A 23,241-nucleotide genomic window follows, 5' to 3' on the forward strand; every position below is an offset into this window, starting at 1 on the left:
CCTTGAAAAAACTGTTCGACCGACTCAAGCGGGGGTCGGGCGCCGACTCGGGCGACAGCAACCCTGCCGATTCGGGCTTCTTCTCGACGCAGTTTTCCGAGCGTGGCGACGAGATCCAGGTGCTGGCCACCTGGGTCGCGCGCGCCAAGGAAGTGGGCGCCCAGCCGTTGGAGCGCAAGCTCGCCGAACCGCTGTTCGCCAAGCTCTGGGGCGCCGACCGCTACGTGGCCGCATTAAGCCCCGACGAGCTGCTGCGCATGAGCCAGTACCTGCAGTTCGTGACCGTGCCTGTGAACCAGGAAGTGATCGGGCAGGATGAGCAAGGCGACTACATGCTGATCGTGCTCGAAGGCACCCTCGCCGTCGACCGTGTGCAGCCCTGGGGCGGCCGGGCTCGCCTGGCCGAAGCGCGTGCCGGCGACATGCTGGGCGAGATGTCTTTGCTGGATGCTGGCGCACGGTTTTCCGCTTGCACGACACTCACGCCATGCACATTGGCTGTGGTCGATGCGCAGCGTTTGGATGAGATGATCATGTTCGAGCCGCGGCTCGGCTTGGCTTTGTTGGCCTCGCTGTCGCGACGGCTGTCTCTGCGGTTGCGGCAGGTCAGTGCACGGCTGAGTGCCCTGCTGTCGAGCAACTAGGAAAGAAGGGCATCATGGAAAGAGACCAGGCATCCAAATTCGTCAACGACCTGCTGCGACTGATGGTGTCGCGCAATGGTTCTGACTTGTTCCTCACCGCTGACTTCCCGCCGGCGATCAAGGTTGACGGCAAGGTGACCAAGGTGTCACCGCAGCCGCTGACCAGTCAGCACACGCTGGCGCTGACGCGCTCGGTGATGAACGACAAGCAGGCCGCAGAGTTCGAGCGCACCAAGGAGTGCAACTTCGCGATCTCGCCGCAGGGCATCGGCCGCTTCCGCGTCAACGCCTTCGTGCAGCAAGGCCACGTCGGCCTGGTGTTGCGGACCATTCCGCAGACGCTGCCGACGATCGACAGCCTCAACCTGCCGCAGGTGCTGAAAGACGTGACCATGACCAAGCGCGGGCTGGTCATCTTCGTTGGCGCCACCGGCTCGGGCAAGAGCACGTCGCTCGCGGCCATGGTCGACTACCGCAACGAGAACTCGTTCGGCCACATCATCACGATCGAAGACCCGGTCGAGTTCGTGCACCCGCACAAGAACTGCATCGTCACTCAGCGCGAAGTCGGTCTCGACACCGAAGGCTGGGGCCAGGCCCTCAAGAACACGCTGCGTCAGGCGCCGGATGTGATCCTGATGGGCGAGATCCGCGACCGCGAAACCATGGAACACGCGGTGGCCTTCGCCGAAACCGGTCACCTGTGCATGGCCACGCTGCACGCCAACAGCGCCAACCAGGCGCTGGACCGGATCATCAACTTCTTCCCCGAAGAGCGGCGTGCCCAGCTGCTGATGGACTTGTCGCTGAACCTGAAGTCGCTGGTGTCGCAGCGCCTGTTGCCACGCCAGGAAGGTCGCGGCCGGATCGCCGCGGTCGAGATTTTGCTCAACACGCCGCTCATCTCCGACATGATCTTCAAGGGCGAAGTGGCCGAGATCAAGGAGATCATGAAGAAGTCGCGCGAGCTGGGCATGCAGACCTTCGACCAGGCCCTGTTCGATCTGTATGAGAACCAGCTGGTCACCTATGAAGACGCTTTGCGCAACGCCGACTCAGTGAATGACCTGCGGCTGCAGATCAAGCTGAACAGCAACCGTGCGCGCAGCTCCGATCTGTCGGCGGGTACCGAGCACCTGACCATCGTATAAACGAAGTCCTCGCTGAACCCGAAACGGCCTCTGACGAGGCCGTTCTCTTTTCACCATCCCGATTCACTTTCCAGGATCCGTCATGAGCAGCAAGACCTACGACCCCATTCCTTCCAAACCCGTGGCCTTTCTCGGCCTGGGCGTGATGGGCTACCCGATGGCGGGGCACCTGCAGCGCGCGGGGCATCAGGTGACCGTCTACAACCGCACCGCCAGGAAGGCAGCCGATTGGGTCGGCGAGTACGGCGGCAAGAGCGATGCGACGCCCGAGGGCGCGGTTGCCGGGGCCGACATCGTCTTCTGCTGCGTGGGCAATGACGATGACCTGCGCGCGGTGACAGTTAGCGAACGGGGGGCCTTTGCCGGCATGAAGCCGGGCGCGATCTTCGTCGATCACACGACCGCTTCGGCGGCTGTGGCGCGCGAACTCAGCGCCGAAGCGAGCCGCCGCGGCTTCCAGTTCATCGACGCGCCGGTGTCAGGCGGCAACCTCGGCGCCATCAATGGTGCGCTGACCGTGATGTGTGGTGGTGATGCCGCCGCCTTTGCCGCCATGCAACCGGTCGCGATGGCGTTCTCCAAGGCGGTGACGCTGCTCGGCGAAAGCGGCGCAGGTCAACTTGCGAAGATGGTCAACCAGATCTGCATCGCAGGGTTGGTGCAGGGGCTGGCCGAGGCCATTGCCTTCGGCGACAAGGCAGGCCTGGACATGAAAGCGGTTCTCGGCGTCATCGGCAAGGGCGCTGCGCAGAGCTGGCAGATGGACAACCGCGGCCCCACGATGATCGAAGGCAAGTTCGATTTCGGTTTCGCCGTCGACTGGATGCGCAAGGACCTGGGCTTGGTGCTCGACGAAGCCAAGCGCAATGGCTCTCGGCTGCCGGTGACTGCGCTGGTCGACCAGTTCTATGCCGACGTCCAGGCCCAGGGCGGTCAGCGCTGGGACACGTCGAGCCTGATCAAGCGGCTCGTGTAAGGCTGACCGACAGTCGCTCAGCTTGCTCCGAGAGGTGAAGCGACCCGCGACTCGTGGTCAGGGCTTCGCGGGAGCGGGCTGCTTCGGTGCCCCGCGCGGGTTCAGGTCAGCCAACTCGGCTTCGCTGATCACCTCCAGCACGCGCACAACCCTTTGTACGCCGTTGATGCTGCGCGTGAGGTTGGAGGCGCGCTCGGCCTCGCGTTCGGTCACGCGGCCCATCAGGTAGACGATGCCGCGCTCGGTCACGACCTTGAATGCTGTGGCGGAGATGTCGCCCGCGTCAACAAGTGTGGCTTTCACCTTGCTCGTGACGAGCGCGTCGTTGGAGCGGTTGCTCAGCGAACTGGCCGTCTGGACCGACAACTCATTGAACACCGAGCGCACGTTGTCGACCTTGGCAACGGCTTGCTCGACGGCCGCCTTGTTTTCTTCCGTTGGCACTTCGCCGCTCAGCAGCACCATGCGGTTGTAGCTGGTCACGTTCACGTGGCCGCGGTCGCCGAGGACCTCGCGCACCTTGGTGCCCGACTTCAGCTCGATGGCCTGGTCGTCGAGCTGCGTGCCGGAACTGCGGCGGTCGGTCGCGATCAAGGAGCCACCGACGACGGCACCGCCGACCAGCAAGGCAGCGCAGCCAGACAAGGCGGTGGTGGCGGCCAGCGCGCCGATCACGGTGGCGCTGCGAAAAGTCAATCGGGTCATGTGTTTTCCTGTTCTCCGAGCAATTGCAAATCCACGGCATCGCACAAGCAGTGCAGCGCGAGGATGTGCACTTCCTGGATGCGAGCCGTGCGTTCATGAGGTACACAGATGTGCACGTCGGTTTCGGTCAGCAACTCGTTCATCTTGCCGCCGCCCCGGCCTGTGAAGGCGATGACGGTCATCTCCTTCGCATGCGCCGCCTCCACCGCCGCCAGCACGTTGGCCGAGTTGCCGCTGGTGGTGATGGCGATCAGCACGTCTCCTGGCTGGCCGAGTGCCTGCACCTGCTTCGAGAAGATATCGTTGAAGCCGTAGTCGTTGCCGATGGCGGTGAGGATCGATGAATCGGTGGTCAGCGCGATTGCTGCAAGCCCAGGCCGTTCGCGCTCGAAGCGGCCGATGAACTCGGCGGCGAAATGCTGCGCGTCGCTGGCCGAGCCGCCGTTGCCGCAGGCCAGCACCTTGCCGCCTGCGGTGATGGAGCCCACCACCGCGCTCACGGCATCGGCAATCGGGCGCGACAGAATTTCAGCGGCCGCGTACTTCAGGTCGGCGCTGTCGAAGAATTGCTGTTGGATGCGTTGTTCGAGCATGGACATTGATCATATGACACGCACCTTGCACGCCAGGTTCCCCACCGAGGCGGCTCACTCCGCCTCGAATGCACCGCGAAACCACTGCAAGGCATCGGCCTCGATCGCCACCACGTCGAATCGGCAAGGCGGCGGCGAGGCGAACTGCAACAGGTAATGCTGCGCCGCATAAATGACACGGAGCTGTTTGCTGCGCGTCACGCTGCCCGCCGCGCCGCCGTGGCTGGCGCTGTCGCGTGCGCGCACCTCGACGAACACCAGGGTGCCGTCGCGCTCGCTCACAATCAGGTCGACCTCGCCGCCTCGCGCGTGCGGGCCGGCGGCCACCCGATAATTGCGTTGCAGCAGCTTGAGGCCGTGGCGCGTGAGGTGTGCCAGAGCCTGCGCTTCTGCCTCGTCGCCTGTCCCCTTTGTCGTCTGTTTGGACATTCCCACCGCCGTGACCACCGCCCCCTCATTGATGCTGCAAGCGGCCCAGGCGGCCGCAGGCATGCAGCAGTATCCCGCAGGGGCGCTGTACATCGTCGCCACGCCGATCGGCAACCTTGCCGACATGAGCCTGCGGGCCATTCACGTGCTGTCGCTGGTCGATGCGGTGGCCTGCGAAGACACGCGCCACAGCGCACCGCTGCTGCGCCACCTGGGCCTGGACAAGCCCTTGCTCGCCGTGCACGAACACAACGAGCGCGCGGCTGCGCGCGACGTGCTCGCGCGGCTGGCCCGTGGCGAGCGCGTGGCGTACATCAGCGATGCGGGCACGCCGGCGGTCAGTGACCCGGGCGCTGCGCTGGTCTCGGCCGCCCAAGCGGCCGGCTACCGTTGCATCCCCCTGCCTGGCGCCAGCAGTGCCCTCACGGCGCTGAGCGTGGCGGGTGATGCAGTCGGTGCTGGCTTCGTGTTCACCGGCTTTCTGCCCACTCGCGGAGCAGAGCGCACGCAAGCCTTGAAGGCGCTGGCACAGCGTAACGACACCCAGGTGCTGTTCGAGGCACCGCATCGCATCGAGTCCTTGCTGCAAGGCTTGGCCGAAGCCTGCCCGGCACGCAGCGTGACACTGTGCCGCGAGCTCACCAAGCAGTTCGAGACGGTGTCGACCATGCCTGCATCGGAGCTGCCAACCTGGCTCGCCGCCGACGCGAATCGCTCGCGTGGCGAGTTCGTGCTCGTCGTGCATGCGCTCAAGCCGGTCGTTGTCGACGATGCTGCGGCTCACGATGCCACGCTGCGCATTCTGCTAGCCGAGCTGCCCCTGAAGCAAGCTGTGGCGTTAGCTGCCGAACTCACAGGAGCAGCACGTAATGCCCTCTACGCAAGAGCGCTAGCGCTGAAAGCCGAAGCCGATAACGGTTGAATCGAACGCGAGAGCAAAGCGACTCGCTCATCCAGCAACGCCCGCGGAGCCGGCTTTGCCGGGCCGCCAGGCGGCGCCCCTTGGGGCAGGAGCGCAGCGACTGGGGGGCCTTATTTCCCCGTCTGCCCGTCATGCTTTTGGGCGTGAACGTCCTTGCTCGCAGCGTTCTGCATCTTGTTGAGCTTGCGGCGCTCGTGCTTGGTCACCTTGCCGTCGGCTTTCGCCTTGGTTTCGGCCTTGGCGATCACAGCTTGTTCCTTGTCCAGGCGGTGTGTTTCCTTGGCGTTCAGCTGGCCGGAAGCAACGCCCTGCTCGATGCGCTTCTCCTGGTTGGCTTCGCGGGCGTCGACTTTCGGGGTGGCCGGAGCCGTTGCAGCCTGCGCAAAGGCGCCGATGCTGGCGACGGCGAGGGTGGCGCTGACGGCCAGGGTCTTGATGTTCAACATGGTGTGTCCTTGATGGTTGACTCTGTGAATGGCTTGTGTGCGTACACCCCTACAACGAAGGCCCGTCACCCGCGGCAGACTGGCTTCAAGGTAAAGAACTGTGAAACGGCACAGCAGGGTCTTTGGGCTACGCTGCGTGCAACGCGACTCCTACAATGAGCCCATGATCTCCCGCGAACCCACCCTCGAGCGTCTGGCGGTCGCCAGGTCGCTGTTGCTCGAACCCTTCGGCCTGACCGACGCGACGCTGTCGCGGGCGCTGGCAACGATCGCCGAGCACCGCATCGATGACGCCGACCTGTACTTCCAGTACACGCGCAGCGAGGGGTGGAGCCTGGAAGAAGGCATCGTCAAGTCGGGCAGCTTCGGCATCGACCAAGGTGTCGGCGTGCGCGCGGTGGCGGGCGAGAAGACGGCTTTCGCTTATTCCGACGACATCTCCGAAGCCGCCTTGCTGGATGCGGCGCAAACGGTGCGCACCATCGCCGCCTCTGGGCAGAGCCGCAGTGTCAAGATCACCGGCAAGCACCAGATCGCCGGCAGCCGCGTGCTGTATGCGCCGATGGACCCGATCGCCACGCTCGACAGCACGCAGAAGGTGGCGCTGCTCGAGAAGGTCGAGAAACTCGCCCGGGCCAAGGACCCGCGCATCAAGCAGGTCATGGCCGGTGTGGCCGCTGAATACGACGTGGTGCTGGTGGCGCGTGCTGACGGCACCTTGGCGGCCGACGTGCGCCCGCTGGTGCGCCTGTCGGTCACCGTGATTGCCGAGCAGACCATCGCTGGCGAAGTGCGCCGCGAGGTGGGCTCCGGTGGCGGCGGTGGCCGCTTCGGCCTGGGCTACTTTCACGACGCGATGATCGAGAGTTATGTCGACGACGCCGTGAAGGCTGCGCTCACCAATCTCGAATCCCGCCCTGCCAAGGCCGGCGAAATGAGTGTGGTGCTCGGCCCGGGCTGGCCTGGCGTGCTGTTGCACGAAGCCATCGGCCATGGCCTGGAAGGTGACTTCAACCGCAAGGGTTCCAGCGCTTTCAGCGGCCGCATCGGACAGCGCGTGGCCGCCAAGGGCGTGACGGTGCTCGACGACGGCACCATCCCGGACCGTCGCGGCTCGCTCAACGTCGACGACGAAGGCAACGCGAGCCAGCGCAACGTGCTGATCGAAGACGGCATCCTGAAGGGCTACATCCAGGACTCGATGAACGCCCGCCTGATGGGTGTGGCGCCCACCGGCAACGGCCGGCGTGAGAGCTACGCCGCCGTGCCGATGCCCCGCATGACCAACACCTACATGCTGGGCGGCGACAAGACCAAGGAAGAAATCATCGCCGGGCTGAAGCGCGGCCTCTACGCGACCAACTTCGGTGGTGGGCAGGTCGACATCACCAGCGGCAAGTTCGTGTTCTCGGCTTCGGAAGCCTTCTGGGTCGAGAACGGCAAGATCCAGTACCCGGTGAAGGGCGCAACCATCATCGGCAACGGGCCGGATGCGCTCACGCGCGTCAGCATGATCGGCAACGACATGAAGCTCGACACCGGCGTGGGCGTGTGCGGCAAGGAAGGCCAGAGCGTGCCGGTCGGCGTCGGCCAACCCACTTTGCGCATCGACCGCCTGACAGTCGGTGGAACCGCTTGACGGCTTGAAGCCGGAGCGTGCTACATTCCGCGCCATGCGTTTCTCCAGCTTTTTCTTTGCCTACTTTTGGTTCTCGCACCGCACCGGCGGAGGAGAGGCGAGCGCGTAGGCTGAAGACAACGCACCGAACTCACCAAACCGCCGGGATGCCCCGGCGGTTTTTTTTTGCCCCTGAAGAAGTCAACAACGTCACCGCGAGGAATCCGCCATGAATGCCAAGTCCGCCAGCGCCGCCGAGGGTTGGTCTGCACCCATCGACAAGACAGGCCAGACCGACGACGAAAGGATCAAGGACGTGATGCCTCTGCCACCCCCCGAGCACCTGGTGCGCTTCTTCCCGATTCGCGGCACCGCGGCCGAGACGCTCATCGCCGAAACGCGCCAGCGCATCAAGAACATCATGTCGGGCAAGGATGACCGCCTGCTGGTCATCATCGGCCCCTGTTCCATCCACGATCCAGTCGCGGCGGTGGAATACGCTCGCCGGCTGCGCGAGCAGCGCGAGAAGTACGCCGACACGCTCGAGATCGTGATGCGCGTCTACTTCGAGAAGCCACGCACCACCGTCGGCTGGAAGGGCCTCATCAACGACCCCTACCTCGACGAGAGCTACCGCATCGACGAAGGCCTGCGCATCGCGCGGCAACTGCTCACCGAGATCAACCGCCTGGGCATGCCGGCCGGCAGCGAGTTCCTCGACGTGATTTCGCCGCAGTACATCGGTGACCTGATCAGCTGGGGCGCCATTGGTGCGCGCACGACCGAAAGCCAAGTGCACCGCGAGCTCGCTTCGGGCCTGTCGGCGCCCATCGGCTTCAAGAACGGTACCGACGGCAACATCCGCATCGCGACCGACGCCATCCAGGCGGCTGCGCGGCCGCACCACTTCCTCTCGGTGCACAAGAACGGCCAGGTCGCCATCGTCGAGACCAAGGGCAACAAGGACTGCCACGTGATCCTGCGCGGCGGCAAGGCGCCCAATTACGACGCTGCGAACGTGCAAGCCGCTTGCAACGACCTCGAAGCTGCCAAGCTGGCCACCACGCTGATGGTCGATTGCTCGCACGCCAACAGCAGCAAGCAGCACGAACGCCAGATCGACGTGGCGCGCGATGTGGCCTCGCAGATCGGCAGTGGGTCACGCCGCATCTTCGGCGTGATGGTCGAGAGCCACCTGAAGGCCGGTTCGCAGAAGTTCAGCGCCGGCAAGGACGACCCGGCCCAACTCACCTACGGGCAAAGCATCACCGACGCCTGCATCGGCTGGGACGATTCGCTGACGGTGCTGGACGTGTTGCACGGCGCCATCAAACAGCGCCGCGGTTGAACGGCGGGGTCAGCCCGCCCCGTCTTCGTCGCGTGCGAGGCGCTCGCTTATTCCGAGTCGCGAGCCAAGCGCTCGCTCTGCCAATACACATCGTCACCGCCCAGCCCATCGAGGTTGGCGCGGTTGAGCACGCGGGCCAGCACGAAGAGCAGGTCGCTGAGCCGGTTGAGGTACTGACGGGGCTCGGCGCGCACGGTTTCGACAGCGGCGAGTGCCACCACTGCACGCTCGGCACGTCGCGCCACCGTGCGGCACACATGCGCAATGGCCGCACTGCGCGTGCCGGCCGGGAGAATGAATTCCTTCAGACGCGGAAGTGTGGCGTTGTGTTCTGCCAGCGCTTCGTCGAGCCGCAGCACCGCGGCGCCCTTGAGCAGCTCATAACCCGGGATCGAGAGTTCGCCGCCGAGGTTGAAGAGTTCGTGCTGGATCACCACGAGCAACTCGCGCACACCCTCGGGCAGCGGCTCGGCCAGCAGCACGCCGATGTGTGAATTCAGCTCGTCCACATCGCCCATGGCCTGAACGCGCAGATGGTCCTTGGCGACGCGCGTGCCGTCGCCCAGGCCGGTGGTGCCATCGTCGCCGGTGCGCGTGGCGATCTGCGTGAGTCGGTTGGCCATGGGCTGAGGTTCTTACTTCTGCAGCGGTTCCAGTTGCACCTGCTGCTGCATGGCTTTGGCTCTCATCTTGTACTGCTGGTAGGCCGGCAATGCGATGGCAGCCATGATGCCGATGAACGCGATCACCGGGAAGATCAGTCCAAAGATCTTCACCACCAGCGTGTTCGGTGGAGGCGGTGCACCGAATCGGTTGTCTCCCGGTGTGCCGGCTTTGAACACCCACACGAAGGCGACAAAAGGAATCAAGGTCAGCAAGGCTGCCCATCCTGACCAGCCCATGTCGTGCGTGCGCTGGATGAGCATCAGGATCGAGAAAATCACGTAGGGGATGGCAGCCAAACCGATCAGAACGGTAACGACGCCTGGTGAACCTGCAAAGCCAGCAATCAGCCCACCCACCAGACCCACGACAAACATGGCCAGGTAACCGATGGAGATGTAAGCGAGATACCGCAAGCGCCCGACACGCCCTGCAGCCGACCAAAGCTTCACCTCCTGGTATCCACCTGAGCTGGTGTGAACATCCGCGACTTCTGCGCGCGGCGGGGTGTATGGATTGATTGCGGACATGAAACGCCTCCCTGTGTGTTGATTGATGTCGCCTCACCGCGACGAAGCATGTTAGCCAGCCGTCGCCGCTACAGCAACCCGGAGCGCTTGACCGCGTGATAGCGGTTCACCAGGCTCACCGCCAGCTGCGCGGGCTCCACGTCGACCGACAGCGCATCACGCCCCACGACGCGCTGGAACGCGTCGCTGCGCGCCTGCGAGAACAGATGCGCACCAGCCACCTCGATGGCGTGCTGGTCTTGCGTCATGGCCTGCGTACTCAACTCGCGCAGCACCCGTTCCCGCAGGCTGGCCACCAGCACCAGATGGCGCGTGCGCATCAGTTTGAGCGCGGGAGTCAGCTCGGCCGCGTCTTCGTCGCGAAAGTTGGTCAGCACGATCACCAGTGCGCGCTTGTGCTGCGAACGCAGCAGGTCTTGCGCGGCCATGAGGTAGTCGGAGTGGGTGGCGCTCGGTTCGATGTCGTAGAGCCGCGCCATCAGCGCATTCAGCGTCGCGCCTCCCTTGCGTGGCGCGAAACGGCGCTGCTGGCCCGGCGCGTTGCCGAAGGTGAGGGCGCCCACTTCGTCACCTTCCTTGAGCGCCACGTAACTCAGCAGCATCAGCGCGTTCAGCGCCTGGTCGAAGTGGCTGCCGTCGACGCTTGCCACGCCCTCGTCGGCACGCATGCGGCGCCCGCAGTCGAGCAGGAAGATGACGCACTGGTCGCGCTCGTCCTGGAACTCGCGCACGATGGGGCGCTGGTGGCGCAGCGTGGCCTTCCAGTCGATGTGGCGGATAGGGTCGCCGACCTTGTAGTCCGACAGCTGCTTGAAGTCGGTGCCCATGCCGCGCTTCGGGTAGGTCTTGATGCCGATCTGCGCCAGCCGCCGGTCACCTGCCAGCCATGCATAACGCGCCACCGCGGCGAAGTTCGGGTAGACATGCAGGCGCTGCCCCGTTCCGATGGTGCGCAGCAACTCGAAGCTGCCGCCGCGTGACCGCAGCCGCAACTGTGTCGCTCCCAGCTGCACCGGCCCGCGCTGGCGCGGCGTGACGGTGTAACGCAGCTCGAGCTTCTTGCCTGCGGGCAGCTCCAGGTGTAGCGGCAGACCTTCGAAATCGAGCCGAGGGTCGACTTCATCGAAGAGATCGACCACCCAGGGCAGCGGGCCATCGTTCACCAGCGTGAGCGTCATCGCGCGCGGCACGCCCAGGGCCAGCGCGTCCGGCAGTGCCCGCACGGTGTGCAGCGGGTGGTGGCGCCATGCATGAAGCGTGCGCCACACGTCGATCGCCACCCCGCCAATGCCCACGCCGAGCGACACCGCTGCCGCCAGCGTCACATCTGCCAGGGCCGCACCCATGGCGAGCGCGATGGCGCAGACCGTGCTCGCCGCGGCGAGCACAAGCACCGCATGCCGGCTGGGAATGATCTGGCGCATTCGTCTCAGCTCAGAGGCGAGGGGCCTCGACGCTGTCGAGAACCGCCGCGAGCAGTTCGCTGACCTCTCGCCCTTCGAGCTGCGCATCCGGCGCCAGCTGCACGCGGTGGCGCAATGCGGCGAGCGCGTGCTGCTTGATCTCGTCCGGCGTCACGAAGTCGCGGTTCTGCATCAGCGCGGTGGCGCGCGCGGCCCGCACGAGGGCAATCGCACCGCGCGGCCCCGAGCCTGACGCCAGGCCCGGCCAACTGCGCGTGGCACGCACGATGCGCACGGCGTAGTCGAGCACCTTGTCATCGACACGGATGAAMGCCACCATGCGCTGCAGTGCCAGCACCGTGCGTTCGTCGAGCTTGGGGCTGATGGCCTCCAGCGGAAACTGGTCGCCCGTCTGCTGCTCGGTCGTGCGCTTGACGATGGCGGTCTCTTCGTCGTGCGGCGGGTAGCCGATGTCGATCTTGAACAGAAAGCGGTCGAGCTGCGCCTCGGGCAGCGGGTAAGTGCCTTCGGTGTCGATCGGGTTCTGCGTGGCCAGCACCATGAAGGGCCGCGGCAATGCGAGCGTCTGGCCTTCGAGCGTGACCTGGTACTCCTGCATCACCTCCAGCAGCGAGCTCTGTGTCTTGGCCGGCGCGCGGTTGATTTCGTCGGCCAGGAGCAGGTTGGTGAACACCGGCCCGCGATGCACGCGCAGAGAACCGATCGGTGTGCCAGCGTCACCGCGCGACTCGAGCACCGAATGGCCGGTGATGTCCGACGGCATCAGGTCGGGGGTGAACTGCACCCGCGCATAGCTGAGCGACATGGCCTTCGCCAGCGAGCGCGCCAGCAGCGTCTTGCCCAGGCCTGGCACACCTTCGATCAGCACATGGCCCGAGGCGACCAGCGCCACCAGGATCTGGCCGACCGCCTGCTGCTGGCCGACCACCGCCTTGCCGACCTCGTTGCGCAACTCGTCGAGCAACTCGGCCGCGCGGCTCAGGTCTGTGGGTTTGATCTGCATGGGCTTCCTTATCTTCGGGGTGTGGGGTCGCGCTGCAGCAGCAGGCGGCGCGCGGTTTCGAGCAATTCGAGGGTGGCGGGCAGGTCGACGCGGCGGCGCGCCAGGCTCTTGTCCAGCGCCAGGCCGAGCGCCTCGGCATTCAAGCCGGTGGCCTTTGCGATGGCCAGGGCGCGCTCGCCGCGGCCGAGCTTGTCGTAGTGGCGCACGTGGCTGCGCGCCACCGTTTCCAGTGCGCGGATCTGCGCGGCGAGCAGGGCTTCAGGCCCGTCGCGGCGCAGGAACTGCGCGGTGCCGGCGATCTGCTCGGCCATCGACCGGCGGCCGGGCGTGGTGACTGGTGCCAGCGGACCGAAGCGGCGTGCGCTGCGCCACAGCGCGAGCGCCAGCGTGGCGGCTGCCAGCAGCACCGCGACCCAGGCTTCTTGCCATAGCCAGCGCAAGAGGTGCGGGCGTTTCTCTTCGGTGACGAACCAGATTTCACTGCCGGGGCGGGCCTGCAGTGCGGCCACGGCCACCAGGGCGTTGTCGCCGCGCAGCACGCGGTCGTTGCTCAGCAGGTTGGAGGCCATCAAGGCCGTGACCTGGCCGCGGCCCAGGGGTGCACGCATTGCCAACGGCCCGTCATCGCCCTGCAGCAGCCACGACGGGGTCACGGCGGCTCGCATGGTCCAACCGAAGCGCGTCCAGGCGCACACCTTGAACGGCTGGCGCGGGCCCGGGTAGCTGCTGGGCACGGTGTCGGGCTCGTGGCCGTCCTGGCAAGGGGGCGTGTTCGCCTTGAAGATGCCAGGAGACGAAGCGGGCGCTGCGCTCGGCGCCGGCATGTCGTCCTCTTCGTCCGCGTCTTCGTCGTCGTCCTCCGAAGCTGCCGGCGCGCTGGCCGCCGGCTTGCGCGGCTTGGCCGGCGGGTCGACGCGCTGGATCGGCAGCCAGGCCTTCAGCTGCTTGTGGTTGATGTCACCGGCGTACATCACCAGGTGGCCGCCGCCCTCGACCCAGGCCTTCAGCCGCTGCGCGCGTTCAGGGAAGAGGTCCCAGTACCAGGAGTTCAGCAGCAGCGTGGCGCGGGGCGGCGGCAACTCGGCAAAGCTCGTCGGTGTGGCCACGGTGGCACCCAGCCGGCGCACGAGCTGCTGCGTGACGTAGAGGTCGTTCTTCGCGGCTTCGCCGCGTGCGGGAATGGGCACCTCGACCTCGACCCACTCGGTGCACGACGCCAGCCATGCGACAGCGCCCGCCACCAGCAGCGCCAGCAAGCCGCGCAGCAGCCAATCGCGGTTCAGCGTGAATGTGCTCATGCCGCGGGCTGCGCCACCGGAGCGGCACGAAACTGCGTATCGAAGTCGGCGCACAGGGCCAGCACGCTGCTCGATTCGGGCAGGCGCGCGCCATAGACCGCGAGCTGCCAGGCGCTCACCAGGCGGCCGAAGAAGGCACTGCGTTCAGGCGCCAGCCGGGCCGCCGCCAGCGCCACACATTCGCCCTCGGTGCTGGCGGCGCGGATCGGCACGGCGTGCTGGTGCACCAGCCTCGACAACGCGCCGCGGTACAACAGCGACAAGGCGGCGCGGTGCTCACCGCGTTGCCACAGTGCCGCCGCAGCCGCGCCAATCTGATCGGGCAGGCTTTCGGGGCGGATGTCGAGGTCGCGCACATGGCTGGGCAGCGCGGCATGCGGCCCCTTCACCGCCCCGGCCCGCACACGGATCCAGTGCCGCAGGCCGACGATGAAGAGCGCCACGGCCAGCCCGCCGAGCACCCACACCACGGCGCGGCCGGCCTCGGTCATCCAGCGCGCGAAGTTGCGCAACCAGTCGGGCAGGCTGTTCGGCTCGGCCTTCTTTTTCTTGTCCTCGTCTTTCATGAAGCGCAGCGTCTTCTGCTTGTGCACGCCCGAGAGATCGGGATCGGCGCGCAGCTTCTCGACCTCGGCGTTCACCTGCTCGCGGGTCGGCGCCGACGCCGGCTCGGCCGAGCCGGCGTCGGCAACCACCAGCGCCAAGGCCAGCAGGCACGCCCTAAAACGCACGGCGAAACTCCTGCTCGATGTCCCAGGCCTCGAGCTGCACACGCCGGTTGAGGTACATCGCAAAACCGGCGGCCACGTAGAAGGGTTCAAGCACGGCCACGGCAGCGCCGTACGCGCCGGCCAGGCAAAGCGCCGCACCCATGCTGTCGTCACGCGCCAGCCAGGTGAAGAGGTTGCCGCGGGCATCTTCGGGCGCGAACAACATCGCCATGGCCAGCAGGCCGAACATCAGCGCGATCTCGATATTGGCAAACGCGAAGTGCATGCCGCCCGCCGCTCCCCGCTGGCCGCGCAGCAGTTGGGTGCGACGCTGCCGCCGAGCCGAGCCGCGTTGGCCCTCGAGCTGGTAGATGGGCTGCGTGAACGAGCGCCACGGCGAGAACCGGCGCCACAGCAGCGTGCTGAAAAGCTGCCGCCACCACACGCTGCCCTGGGCCTGCCACAGGTCATTGGCCTGGGTGGATTGGCCGAACGCGGCGCGCGACAGAACGAAGAGCACGCTGCGGTCCAGCCAGGGCTTGACCCAGAAGATGACCAGGCCCGGCAGCCACGGGGCAATCTCCACCGTCGCGAGTGCCAGCGCCAACACGATCATGTATACCGGCGCGCAGCTGCGCCACACCGAGCGCGCGTTAGCCTGCAGCAGTCGAACGCCCAGATCGGCCGCCTCCCACATCGGGCGGGGCCTCAGCTCGACGGCAATGGCATCAACCTGCATCCGGCGCTCCACTGCCCTTGGCGGGCCGGCCCTGCCAGCCCAGGTAGGCGAGCACCAGCGCCCAGCAAACGGCGCCCGCACCGTACTTCACTGTGGGCTCCAGCCAGCGCGCGGATGACCAGAAGGCCTCGACGGCGGCCGCCGCGACCAGCATGCCGATCACGCCATAGACCACGGTGATGGCGTCGCCGGCCGCGTGCTTCAGCGCTTCGAGCCGCGTGCGCCGGCCGGGCGCCAGCAGCGCATAGCCGAGCCGCAGGCCTGCGGCACCCGAGAGCACGATGGCCGTCAGTTCGAACGCGCCATGGGTGATCACGAAGGAGTAGAAGTTCTCGCCATGGCCACGCGCCGTGAGGTAGCCGGCCACGCCGCCGATCTGCACGCCGTTGAACACCAGGAAGAACACGCTGCCGATGCCGGCGAACAGGCCGCCGGCGAAGCACTGGAAGCCGATGCCGATGTTGTGCATGACGTAGAAGCCGAACATCTGCCAGTCGGTCGACGCGTCGCGTGTGCGGCCCAAGGCGCGGGCGCTCTCGTCGTACATGGCGTCGAACTCCTGGGCCTGCTGGGCGTCGGCCAGGTGAAGGATGAACCCCGGGTCACGCCAGGTGGCCCAACCCACCGCGAGCATCGGCAGCGCGAACAGCAGCGTGGCGGCCAGCAGGTACCAGCGGTGCGCCCGCACGCTCTGCGGAAAGTCGACCAGCACCAGCTGCTTCAGCCGCACAAGACCGTAGTCGTGGCGCCGGTAGATCAGGCGGTGCGCCCGCTGCGTCAGCGATTCGAGCTGCTGCGTCAGGTGGATTGGGTAGGCGCGTGCTTGCGCCAGTGCCAGGTGCTCGCAGCTGCGGCGGTACAGCTCAGCCAGGCGGGCGCCGTCGAGCGGTGGCAGCTTTGCCTTGGCGGCGGTCTTGTCACGCTGCTTGGGTGGGCGCTTGTTTTCGGCGCGGTCAAGTGCCGCTTCGAGTTCCTTCCACAGCGGCGCGTTCTGCGCTTCGAACAGCAGCGGGGTCATCGGCCCCCTCCGCCGCGGTGGCCGACCAGCCATTGCGCCACGCCGAGCAGCTGCCGTGTGGCATCGCCTTGGCGGTCGGGCGTGATGGAGCGGGCGAGTGCGGCGAGTTCGTCCAGCCGCGCCGGCGTCAGCCGCGAAGCGCGGCCTGCCCAGGCCACGATGGCCGCCTGCTCTTGCGGCGCCAGTGCGCGCGCCGGTGCGGTGGCGGGGGCCGCGGGCAGCTCGCCGTGCAGCGCTACCGTTTCGCGGTAGACGACCAGCGTGCCGCCCGCCAGGTCGCCCAGGCGCTTGAAGTCGCGGCGCAGCAACATCGACACGAGGCCGAAGGCGTAAAGAAACGGAAAGAAATCGGCCGCGCGCAGCAGATTGCGGGTGATCGATGCAGCCGGCGTGACCGGCAGCCCCGAGTCCATCACCACCTGCAGGCCGAACGCGCGCTTGCCCGGTGTGGCGCCGGCACGCGTGAGCTCGAACACGACCGGGTAGAACCACTCCAGCAGGAAGTAGCTGACGAGCAGCAAGCCCTTGCCCATGCCGCCGAAGGGAATCGCCACCATGCTGACGGCGAGGTAGATGCCCAGCCGCACACACAGGTCGACCATATAGGCCAGCACGCGCGGCACCACGCCGGCCGGCCGCAGCGACAGCGCGATGCCTTCGGGCGTTTCGGCGGTGTACAGCGTATCGAGCGACACGAGCGGGAGAGTCAGGCCTTGATCACGACGGTGTCGGCGAGCTCGTCGTGCAGGCAGCGCCGCGACGCGCGAAAGATGCACAGCGAATCGACGAGGCCTACGAGCTGGCCGAGGATCGGCAACACATTGAGCAGGCTGAACACGCCGTAGCGCAACCCGATCAAGCGGCCGAACGAGACGGGCGAGCCGTCGCTGCGCACGATGCGCAGGCCGATCAGCCGTTTGCCGATGGTGCGGCCCTGAGTGGCCAGCAGGTAGCCGTTGAGCAGCAGGAACACAACGAACCCCATGGCGGGGTTGAGAAATGACAGGCTGAAATAGTCACGAGTTTGAGCGAAGGGGGCCCATGGGGTGACGGCGCTGGCGAGGAAGATGGCTGCCAAGCTCGCGACCACGTCGATGATGGCGGCCAGCAGTCGCTGGCCACGTCCGCCGAGCACCAGCCCGTCGGTTGCTTCCGGTACATCGGCGACTGCCGCACGCGGCGGCGCATAGCGTCCATCGTTGTCTACGCTGCTCATTGCTCCTCCCGAGCGTTGTCTTGTCGGACGATTCTGCCCCAGCCCGGCCGGGTGCAGAATCGCCTTTCTGCTTCTCTTTGCACGCAGACCGGAGATTGCCATGAATGCCGCTGTTCCCTCCCACGTGTTGCCTCTTGCCGAGCGCCGGCGCGTGCCGGCCGCCATGCACGACGCGCTGAAGGCCCGCTTCGGCGAGCGTTGCTCTACCGCGCTGGCGGTGCGGGAGCAGCATGGCCGCGACGAATCGCCGTTCGACGTGGCGCCTCCCGAGCTGGTGGTGTTCTGCGAAAGCACCGACGACGTCGCCTTCGTCGTGCAGCAGGCCGATGCACACGCAGTGCCGGTGATTCCGTTCGGCGTCGGCTCCTCGCTCGAAGGCCATTTGCTGGCGGTGCAGGGCGGGGTGAGCATCGACCTCGGCCGCATGAAGGCCATCGTCTCGCTGAACGCCGAAGACCTGACCGTCACCGTGCAGGCCGGCGTCACCCGCACCCAGCTCAACAACGAGATTCGCCACAGCGGCCTGTTCTTCCCCATCGACCCGGGTGCGGATGCGACCCTGGGCGGCATGTGCGCCACGCGGGCCAGCGGCACGAACGCCGTGCGCTACGGCACGATGCGCGAGAACGTCCTCGGGCTCACGGTGGTCACGCCGCAGGGCGAGGTGATCCACACCGGCACGCGCGCACGCAAGTCTTCGGCGGGCTACGACCTCACACGCTTGATGGTGGGCAGCGAGGGCACGCTGGGCGTGATCACCGAAGTGACGCTGCGGCTGTACCCCTTGCCCGAGGCCATCTCGGCCGCGACCTGCAGCTTCCCGAGCATCGATGCCGCGGTGCGCACGACGATCCAGATCATCCAGCTGGGCGTGCCGATTGCGCGCTGTGAGCTGCTCGACGTGAACGCCGTGCGTGCGGTGAATAAGCACGACAAGCTCACGCTGCCGGAGTCTCCGCTGTTGCTGATGGAGTTCCACGGCAGCGAGGCCGGCGTGGCGGAGCAGGCCGCCACGGTGCAGCAGATCGCCGCCGAGTTCGGTGGCGAAGATTTCCAGTGGGCCACCACGCCGGAAGAGCGCACCCGCCTCTGGACTGCCCGCCACCACGCCTACTTTGCGGGCCTGCAGACGCGACCCGGCTGCCGCACCGTGACCACCGACACCTGCGTGCCGATCTCGCGCCTGGCCGAGGGCATCAACGAAAGCGTGGCCGAGGTCGATGCCGCCGGGCTGCCGTACTACATCGTCGGCCACGTGGGCGATGGCAACTTCCACCTCGCGTACCTGATCGACCCCGCCGTGCCCGCCGAGCGCGAGCTGGCCGAGCGGCTCAACCGCCAGATGGTGCAGCGCGCGCTGCGGCTAGATGGCACTTGCAGCGGCGAGCATGGCATCGGCCTGCACAAGATGGAGTTCCTGGTCGACGAAGCGGGCGCCGGCGCGGTGGCGATGATGCGCAGCCTGAAGCGGGCACTCGACCCGAAGAACATCATGAATCCGGGAAAGATCTTCACCATTTGAGCTGGAAAGCCCGCCCGTAGACTCGGCGGGTGAACTCCTCCTCCCTTCCGCTTTCCCGCCTGATCGGCCACACGGCCGATGCCGTGCAGGCCGTGCGCGCCGGCCAGTCGCTCAACGAGGCCCTGGCACGCTGCCCGGCCGAGGCCCGCCCCGGCACGCAGGCGCTGGCTTTCCAGGTGATGCGCACGCTCGGCAGTGCCCAGGCCGTACGCCAGAAGCTGGCGCCCAAGGCGCCGCCGCCTGCTGTCGACGCGCTGCTGCTGACCGTGCTGGCCTTGCTGTGGCCCGATGTCGACCAGGGCGCCATCTACGCGCCGCACACGGTGGTCAACCAGGCCGTCGAGGCGGCCAAGCAGCGAACCAAGGCCAGCGCACCGTTCATCAACGCCGTGCTGCGGCGCTTTCTGCGCGAACGCGACGCGCTGATTGCGGCCATGCAGGCCGACCCGGTGGCGCGCTACAACCACCCGCGCTGGTGGATCGAACGCCTGCAGGCCGACTGGCCGACCCAGTGGGAGGCGGTACTGCGCGCTGCCAACCGGCACCCGCCAATGACGCTGCGCGTCAATGCCCGCCGCGGCACGGCGGCGCACTATGTCCAACGCCTGGCCGAGGCGGGCATTGAAGCCCGGGTGGTTGGCCCGCAGGCCGTTCTGCTGACAACGCCTCAGCCAGTGCAGCGCCTGCCCGGCTTCGCCGAGGGCGACGTGTCTGTGCAAGATGCCGCCGCGCAGCTTGCCGCCAGCCTGCTGATTGGCGATGGACTGCCTGCCGGCGCGCGCGTGCTCGACGCCTGCGCCGCCCCAGGCGGCAAGACTGCCCACCTGCTGGAGCTGGCCGACCTCGACGTGCTGGCCCTGGACAGCGACGCCGTCCGCCTGAAGCGCGTGCAGGAAACGCTGTCGCGCCTGGGCCTGAGCGCGCACATGCTGGCGGCTGACGCCCGCGAACCTGCCGCCTGGTGGGACGGCCAGCCCTTTGACGCCATCCTGCTCGATGCGCCCTGCAGCGCCTCGGGCATCGTGCGTCGCCACCCCGACGTGCGCTGGCTGCGCCGCGCCAGCGACATCCCGACCCTGGCACGAACCCAGGCGCAGTTGCTCGACGCGCTGTGGCCGCTGCTCAAACCGGGCGGTCGGCTGCTGTATTGCACCTGTTCGGCGTTCAAGGCCGAGGGCCAGGCGGTGATCGACGCTTTTTTGCAACGGGAAAGCGCTGCCAGCCTCGCCCCGCAGCCGGCTTCTCCCGGCCACCTGCTGCCGCTGCCCGACAATGAAGACAACGGCGCCGCGCCCGGTTCCGGTGCATCGCCCGACTTCTTCTTCTACGCTTTGCTGGCCAAGGCCTCCACCTGATTCGCTCGTGCCCTGCACCACTCAGACAAGCACTGCCGCCGCCTACCCTGGATCGCCGACCCGGCCTCTGTCCGCCTGGGTGCGGGTGTGGGCCATGCTGGCCTTGTGCCTGCTGATGCTGCTGGGCAGCCCGGTTGCACGGGCCGAGCCGATCACGTTGGACAGTTTCGAGTTGGCCCGCACCGATGAAGGCCTGGTGCTCAGCTTTTCAGCCCGCTTCGACCTGTCGCGCACCGTCGAAGACGCGCTGCTCAAAGGCGTGCCGCTGTTCTTCGTCGCCCAGGCCGACGTCTTCCGTGACCGCTGGTACTGGCGCGACAAAGAGGTCAACAGCGTCACCCGCACCTGGCGCCTGGCCTACCAGCCGCTGACACGCAAGTACCGCGTCACCTTCGGCGGGCTGAGCCAGCATTACGACAGTCTGTCCGACGCGTTGACCGCCGTCAGCCGCACCATCAACTGGAAGCTCGCCGAGCCGTCGATGCTCGACGACGGCCGCCACTACGTCGAGTTCAGCTACCAGCTCGACACGACGCAGATGCCGCGTCCGATGCAGATCGGCATCGGCGGCCAGGCCGACTGGACTTTGCGCATCGAGCGGGTTCGCCGCTTGAACTGACCGTGCCGGTGAGCTAGGTTCTGCCATGACCAAAGCCTCACGCTGGGCCTGGATCGTTTCGCTGGTCGCCGTGACGGGCGCCGGCTTGGTGCTCGTGTTCCTGCTCTCGCTTGCCACCAACAGCCGTGGCCTGTACGAGCGGCATTACGTCTGGCTGTTCTGGGTCAACGTGGTGGTGGCCGGGCTGCTGCTGCTGGTGATCGGCATTGCCGGCGTGCGGCTGTTGCTGCGCGTGCGGCGTGGCAAGTTCGGCAGCCGCCTGCTCCTGCGGCTGGCAGCGGTGTTCGCGATGGTGGGCGTGGTGCCGGGCGTGCTGATCTACACCGTGTCGTACCAGTTCGTATCGCGCAGCATCGAGACCTGGTTCGACGTGAAGGTCGAGGGCGCACTCGATGCCGGTCTGAGCCTCGGCCGCGCCACGCTCGATGCGCAGGTCAACGACCTGGCGACCAAGACGCGCCTCGCCGCCGAGCGCCTGAGCGACACCGCCAACCCGGTGCCACCGTTGGCGCTGGAGCGGCTGCGCGAGCAGCTGTCGGCGCAAGAGGTCACGCTGCTCGGCGCCAACGGGCAGGTGCTGCTGACGGTGGGCCGCATCACCACGGCGTTCTCGCCCGATCGGCCCAACGCCATGCAGCTGCGGCAGGTGCGCAGCGCACGCGTCGTGAGCCAGCTCGAGGGGCTGGACGAAGACAGCATCGCTGCCTCGAGCGCGGCGCGCGTGCGCGCCATGGCCTACATGCCCAGCAACAGTTTCTCGCTGGAGTCGCAAGACCGCTTCTTGATGGTGACGCAGATGCTGCCAACCGCCATGGTCACCAACGCTCTCTCGGTGCAGGCCGCCTACCGCGAATACCAGCAGCGGGCGCTGGCGCGCGACGGTCTGCGCCGCATGTACATCGGCACGCTGACCTTGACGCTGGTGCTGGCCGTGTTCGGTGCCTTGCTGCTGGCCGTCACGCTGGGCAACCAGCTCGCGCGGCCGCTGCTGGTGCTCGCCGAAGGTGTGCGCCAGGTGGCACGCGGCGACCTCACGCGCAAACAGGTGTTCGCCTCACGTGATGAGCTGAGCGGCCTCACACGTTCGTTTGCGGACATGACGGAACAACTCTCCGAAGCCCGCTCGCTGGTGCAGCGCAGCCTGGCGCAGCTTGAAGCGGCCCGCACCAACCTGCAAACCATCCTCGACAACCTGACCGCCGGCGTGATCGTGTTCGACCGCGACGGCCACATCGACACCGTCAACCCCGGTGCCACGCGCATTCTTCGCCTGCCGGTCTCGGCCTACCGCGGCCGCCTGCTGAGCGAGGTGCCTGGCCTGCAAGACTTTGCCGCGGCCGTGGCGCAGCGCTTCGAACTGCACCGTGGCAGCCCCGAAGCCGGCGAGCGCGACCACTGGCAGGATGCTTTCGATCTGCAGACCACCGCCGCCAATGGGCGAGAGAACGACAAAATCACACTGCTCGTGCGCGGTGCTTCCATGCCGCATGCCGGCCAGTTGATGGTGTTCGACGACATCACCGAAGTGGTCTCGGCGCAGCGCGCCGAAGCCTGGAGCGAAGTGGCGCGCCGCCTCGCCCACGAGATCAAGAATCCGCTCACGCCGATCCAGCTGTCGGCCGAACGCCTGCAGCACAAGCTCGAATCCAAGCTCGAGGGCCTCGACCAGGCGATGCTCGTGCGCTCGGTGGGCACCATCGTCAACCAGGTGCAGGCCATGAAGACGCTGGTCAACGAGTTCCGCGACTACGCCCGCCTGCCGGCTGCCCGACCGCGCGCTCTCGATCTCAACGCGCTCGTCAGCGAAGTGCTCACGCTCTACGCCACCGCGCAGGAGTCGGGCCGCCTGAGTGCTGAGCTGACCCCTGAATTGCCCACCATCCTGGGCGACACCACGCAGCTGCGGCAGGTCATTCACAACCTCGTGCAGAACGCGCTCGACGCGGTGGCCGAGCGCCCTGAAGGCTGGGTGCGTCTGCGGACCGAAATCGCCCGCACGGACCATGGCGAGATCCGCGCTGTGCGACTGCAAGTGATCGACAATGGGCCCGGTTTTACCGAGAAGGTGCTCAAGCGAGCCTTCGAACCGTATGTCACCACCAAGACCAAAGGCACAGGCCTCGGCTTGGCTGTCGTCAAGAAAATCGCCGACGAACACGGCGCCCGAATTCGCCTAGCAAACCTGACCGAGGGGGGCGTCGAAGGCGCTCAGGTGATGGGGGCGCAAGTTTCGTTATCATTTTCAAAATTTGCGCCGGCAGACAGCACCCCCGCTGTCGTGGCAAATGCCGAAGCACGGGCGCACTGAGGAT

24 protein-coding genes are annotated in these 23,241 nt (G+C 66.8%); 10 read left to right on the top strand and 14 right to left on the bottom strand.

The window, feature by feature from the left end:
- The first annotated feature begins 2 nt into the window (after window positions 1-2).
- The 3 genes from AC1DYS_RS04900 to AC1DYS_RS04910 all read left to right on the top strand — a co-directional run bounded on the left by AC1DYS_RS04900 (window position 3) and on the right by AC1DYS_RS04910 (window position 2,771).
- The gene (locus AC1DYS_RS04900) at window positions 3-644 is read left to right on the top strand and encodes a cyclic nucleotide-binding domain-containing protein (RefSeq protein WP_477896596.1); all 642 of its coding nucleotides are present in this window, start codon (window positions 3-5) and stop codon (window positions 642-644) included.
- Window positions 645-658: 14 nt separating this feature from the next.
- Window positions 659-1,795: a PilT/PilU family type 4a pilus ATPase gene (locus tag AC1DYS_RS04905; protein WP_477896598.1), complete on the top strand. Its 1,137-nt coding sequence runs from the start codon at window positions 659-661 to the stop codon at window positions 1,793-1,795.
- An 82-nt stretch (window positions 1,796-1,877) separates the two neighbouring features.
- Window positions 1,878-2,771: an NAD(P)-dependent oxidoreductase gene (locus AC1DYS_RS04910; protein WP_477896600.1), complete on the top strand. Its 894-nt coding sequence runs from the start codon at window positions 1,878-1,880 to the stop codon at window positions 2,769-2,771.
- A 57-nt stretch (window positions 2,772-2,828) separates the two neighbouring features.
- Here the strand turns inward: AC1DYS_RS04910 and AC1DYS_RS04915 are convergent, their stop codons facing one another.
- Genes AC1DYS_RS04915 through AC1DYS_RS04925 form a run of 3 tightly spaced genes read right to left on the bottom strand, consistent with a single transcriptional unit; the run spans window position 2,829 to window position 4,498 of the window.
- On the bottom strand, window positions 2,829-3,476 hold the full coding sequence (locus AC1DYS_RS04915) for a BON domain-containing protein (protein WP_477896602.1): 648 nt from the start codon (window positions 3,474-3,476) through the stop codon (window positions 2,829-2,831).
- Complete coding sequence (locus AC1DYS_RS04920) at window positions 3,473-4,069, bottom strand: phosphoheptose isomerase (protein WP_477896604.1); 597 nt, start codon at window positions 4,067-4,069, stop codon at window positions 3,473-3,475. Before AC1DYS_RS04920 ends, AC1DYS_RS04915 begins: the two co-directional genes overlap by 4 nt.
- Before the next feature lie 54 nt (window positions 4,070-4,123).
- Window positions 4,124-4,498: a YraN family protein gene (locus AC1DYS_RS04925; protein ID WP_477896606.1), complete on the bottom strand. Its 375-nt coding sequence runs from the start codon at window positions 4,496-4,498 to the stop codon at window positions 4,124-4,126.
- Between the two features lie 10 nt (window positions 4,499-4,508).
- Between AC1DYS_RS04925 and rsmI the strand changes: the two genes are divergently transcribed.
- Window positions 4,509-5,420, top strand: a complete 912-nt coding sequence (rsmI, locus tag AC1DYS_RS04930) for a 16S rRNA (cytidine(1402)-2'-O)-methyltransferase (RefSeq protein ID WP_477896608.1) — start codon at window positions 4,509-4,511, stop codon at window positions 5,418-5,420.
- A gap of 110 nt (window positions 5,421-5,530) precedes the next feature.
- Here rsmI and AC1DYS_RS04935 read toward each other — a convergent pair whose 3' ends face one another.
- Window positions 5,531-5,866, bottom strand: coding sequence for a hypothetical protein (locus AC1DYS_RS04935; protein WP_477896610.1), 336 nt, complete (start codon window positions 5,864-5,866; stop codon window positions 5,531-5,533).
- Window positions 5,867-6,029: 163 nt separating this feature from the next.
- Here AC1DYS_RS04935 and tldD point away from each other — a divergent pair, with 163 nt between their 5' ends.
- The gene (gene tldD / locus AC1DYS_RS04940) at window positions 6,030-7,505 is read left to right on the top strand and encodes a metalloprotease TldD (protein WP_477896612.1); all 1,476 of its coding nucleotides are present in this window, start codon (window positions 6,030-6,032) and stop codon (window positions 7,503-7,505) included.
- A gap of 208 nt (window positions 7,506-7,713) precedes the next feature.
- Window positions 7,714-8,832, top strand: coding sequence for a 3-deoxy-7-phosphoheptulonate synthase (locus AC1DYS_RS04945; RefSeq protein ID WP_477896614.1), 1,119 nt, complete (start codon window positions 7,714-7,716; stop codon window positions 8,830-8,832).
- A gap of 47 nt (window positions 8,833-8,879) precedes the next feature.
- On the opposite strand, the gene AC1DYS_RS04950 is transcribed toward AC1DYS_RS04945, so the two are convergent.
- The 10 genes from AC1DYS_RS04950 to AC1DYS_RS04995 form a co-directional block, all read right to left on the bottom strand.
- Window positions 8,880-9,455: a cob(I)yrinic acid a,c-diamide adenosyltransferase gene (locus tag AC1DYS_RS04950; RefSeq protein ID WP_477896616.1), complete on the bottom strand. Its 576-nt coding sequence runs from the start codon at window positions 9,453-9,455 to the stop codon at window positions 8,880-8,882.
- Window positions 9,456-9,467: 12 nt separating this feature from the next.
- Complete coding sequence (locus tag AC1DYS_RS04955; RefSeq protein WP_477896618.1) at window positions 9,468-10,025, bottom strand: DUF805 domain-containing protein; 558 nt, start codon at window positions 10,023-10,025, stop codon at window positions 9,468-9,470.
- Window positions 10,026-10,093: 68 nt separating this feature from the next.
- Window positions 10,094-11,449, bottom strand: a complete 1,356-nt coding sequence (locus AC1DYS_RS04960; protein ID WP_477896620.1) for a DUF58 domain-containing protein — start codon at window positions 11,447-11,449, stop codon at window positions 10,094-10,096.
- A 10-nt stretch (window positions 11,450-11,459) separates the two neighbouring features.
- Window positions 11,460-12,452: an AAA family ATPase gene (locus AC1DYS_RS04965; RefSeq protein ID WP_477896622.1), complete on the bottom strand. Its 993-nt coding sequence runs from the start codon at window positions 12,450-12,452 to the stop codon at window positions 11,460-11,462.
- An 8-nt stretch (window positions 12,453-12,460) separates the two neighbouring features.
- On the bottom strand, window positions 12,461-13,750 hold the full coding sequence (locus AC1DYS_RS04970) for a DUF4350 domain-containing protein (RefSeq protein WP_477896624.1): 1,290 nt from the start codon (window positions 13,748-13,750) through the stop codon (window positions 12,461-12,463).
- Complete coding sequence (locus AC1DYS_RS04975; protein WP_477896626.1) at window positions 13,747-14,481, bottom strand: DUF4129 domain-containing protein; 735 nt, start codon at window positions 14,479-14,481, stop codon at window positions 13,747-13,749. Before AC1DYS_RS04975 ends, AC1DYS_RS04970 begins: the two co-directional genes overlap by 4 nt.
- Window positions 14,471-15,199, bottom strand: a complete 729-nt coding sequence (locus AC1DYS_RS04980; RefSeq protein ID WP_477896628.1) for a hypothetical protein — start codon at window positions 15,197-15,199, stop codon at window positions 14,471-14,473. The genes AC1DYS_RS04975 and AC1DYS_RS04980 overlap by 11 nt, the downstream gene beginning before the upstream one ends.
- On the bottom strand, window positions 15,189-16,217 hold the full coding sequence (locus AC1DYS_RS04985) for a stage II sporulation protein M (RefSeq protein WP_477896630.1): 1,029 nt from the start codon (window positions 16,215-16,217) through the stop codon (window positions 15,189-15,191). Before AC1DYS_RS04985 ends, AC1DYS_RS04980 begins: the two co-directional genes overlap by 11 nt.
- A complete protein-coding gene (locus AC1DYS_RS04990) occupies window positions 16,214-16,912 on the bottom strand; it encodes an RDD family protein (RefSeq protein WP_477896632.1) in 699 nt (232 codons plus the stop codon). Before AC1DYS_RS04990 ends, AC1DYS_RS04985 begins: the two co-directional genes overlap by 4 nt.
- A gap of 11 nt (window positions 16,913-16,923) precedes the next feature.
- Window positions 16,924-17,433 carry an RDD family protein gene (locus AC1DYS_RS04995; RefSeq protein WP_477896633.1) on the bottom strand — a complete coding sequence of 170 codons (510 nt, stop codon included), beginning with the start codon at window positions 17,431-17,433 and terminating at the stop codon, window positions 16,924-16,926.
- Window positions 17,434-17,533: 100 nt separating this feature from the next.
- Between AC1DYS_RS04995 and AC1DYS_RS05000 the strand changes: the two genes are divergently transcribed.
- The 4 genes from AC1DYS_RS05000 to AC1DYS_RS05015 all read left to right on the top strand — a co-directional run bounded on the left by AC1DYS_RS05000 (window position 17,534) and on the right by AC1DYS_RS05015 (window position 23,237).
- A complete protein-coding gene (locus AC1DYS_RS05000; RefSeq protein ID WP_477896635.1) occupies window positions 17,534-18,955 on the top strand; it encodes an FAD-binding oxidoreductase in 1,422 nt (473 codons plus the stop codon).
- 29 nt (window positions 18,956-18,984) lie between these two features.
- Window positions 18,985-20,310: a 16S rRNA (cytosine(967)-C(5))-methyltransferase RsmB gene (gene rsmB / locus AC1DYS_RS05005; protein ID WP_477896637.1), complete on the top strand. Its 1,326-nt coding sequence runs from the start codon at window positions 18,985-18,987 to the stop codon at window positions 20,308-20,310.
- Window positions 20,311-20,404: 94 nt separating this feature from the next.
- The gene (locus AC1DYS_RS05010; RefSeq protein WP_477896639.1) at window positions 20,405-20,929 is read left to right on the top strand and encodes a DUF4390 domain-containing protein; all 525 of its coding nucleotides are present in this window, start codon (window positions 20,405-20,407) and stop codon (window positions 20,927-20,929) included.
- 25 nt (window positions 20,930-20,954) lie between these two features.
- The gene (locus AC1DYS_RS05015; protein ID WP_477896641.1) at window positions 20,955-23,237 is read left to right on the top strand and encodes a sensor histidine kinase; all 2,283 of its coding nucleotides are present in this window, start codon (window positions 20,955-20,957) and stop codon (window positions 23,235-23,237) included.
- Window positions 23,238-23,241 lie beyond the last annotated feature (4 nt).

The sequence above is a fragment of the Rhizobacter sp. P2_G4 genome (genome assembly GCF_056403575.1).

Excerpts from the sequence above, each read along its gene's own strand:
- AC1DYS_RS04955 (WP_477896618.1), bottom strand. The coding sequence starts at position 10,025 with ATGTCCGCAATCAATCCATACACCCCGCCGCGCGCAGAAGTCGCGGAT.
- AC1DYS_RS04950 (WP_477896616.1), bottom strand. The coding sequence starts at position 9,455 with ATGGCCAACCGACTCACGCAGATCGCCACGCGCACCGGCGACGATGGC.
- AC1DYS_RS05000 (WP_477896635.1), top strand. The coding sequence starts at position 17,534 with ATGAATGCCGCTGTTCCCTCCCACGTGTTGCCTCTTGCCGAGCGCCGG.
- AC1DYS_RS04960 (WP_477896620.1), bottom strand. The coding sequence starts at position 11,449 with ATGCGCCAGATCATTCCCAGCCGGCATGCGGTGCTTGTGCTCGCCGCG.
- tldD (WP_477896612.1), top strand. The coding sequence starts at position 6,030 with ATGATCTCCCGCGAACCCACCCTCGAGCGTCTGGCGGTCGCCAGGTCG.
- AC1DYS_RS04905 (WP_477896598.1), top strand. The coding sequence starts at position 659 with ATGGAAAGAGACCAGGCATCCAAATTCGTCAACGACCTGCTGCGACTG.
- AC1DYS_RS04915 (WP_477896602.1), bottom strand. The coding sequence starts at position 3,476 with ATGACCCGATTGACTTTTCGCAGCGCCACCGTGATCGGCGCGCTGGCC.
- AC1DYS_RS05015 (WP_477896641.1), top strand. The coding sequence starts at position 20,955 with ATGACCAAAGCCTCACGCTGGGCCTGGATCGTTTCGCTGGTCGCCGTG.
- AC1DYS_RS04935 (WP_477896610.1), bottom strand. The coding sequence starts at position 5,866 with ATGTTGAACATCAAGACCCTGGCCGTCAGCGCCACCCTCGCCGTCGCC.
- AC1DYS_RS04945 (WP_477896614.1), top strand. The coding sequence starts at position 7,714 with ATGAATGCCAAGTCCGCCAGCGCCGCCGAGGGTTGGTCTGCACCCATC.
- AC1DYS_RS04920 (WP_477896604.1), bottom strand. The coding sequence starts at position 4,069 with ATGCTCGAACAACGCATCCAACAGCAATTCTTCGACAGCGCCGACCTG.
- AC1DYS_RS04980 (WP_477896628.1), bottom strand. The coding sequence starts at position 15,199 with ATGCAGGTTGATGCCATTGCCGTCGAGCTGAGGCCCCGCCCGATGTGG.
- AC1DYS_RS04910 (WP_477896600.1), top strand. The coding sequence starts at position 1,878 with ATGAGCAGCAAGACCTACGACCCCATTCCTTCCAAACCCGTGGCCTTT.
- AC1DYS_RS04995 (WP_477896633.1), bottom strand. The coding sequence starts at position 17,433 with ATGAGCAGCGTAGACAACGATGGACGCTATGCGCCGCCGCGTGCGGCA.
- AC1DYS_RS04970 (WP_477896624.1), bottom strand. The coding sequence starts at position 13,750 with ATGAGCACATTCACGCTGAACCGCGATTGGCTGCTGCGCGGCTTGCTG.
- AC1DYS_RS04925 (WP_477896606.1), bottom strand. The coding sequence starts at position 4,498 with ATGTCCAAACAGACGACAAAGGGGACAGGCGACGAGGCAGAAGCGCAG.
- AC1DYS_RS05010 (WP_477896639.1), top strand. The coding sequence starts at position 20,405 with ATGCTGGCCTTGTGCCTGCTGATGCTGCTGGGCAGCCCGGTTGCACGG.
- AC1DYS_RS04985 (WP_477896630.1), bottom strand. The coding sequence starts at position 16,217 with ATGACCCCGCTGCTGTTCGAAGCGCAGAACGCGCCGCTGTGGAAGGAA.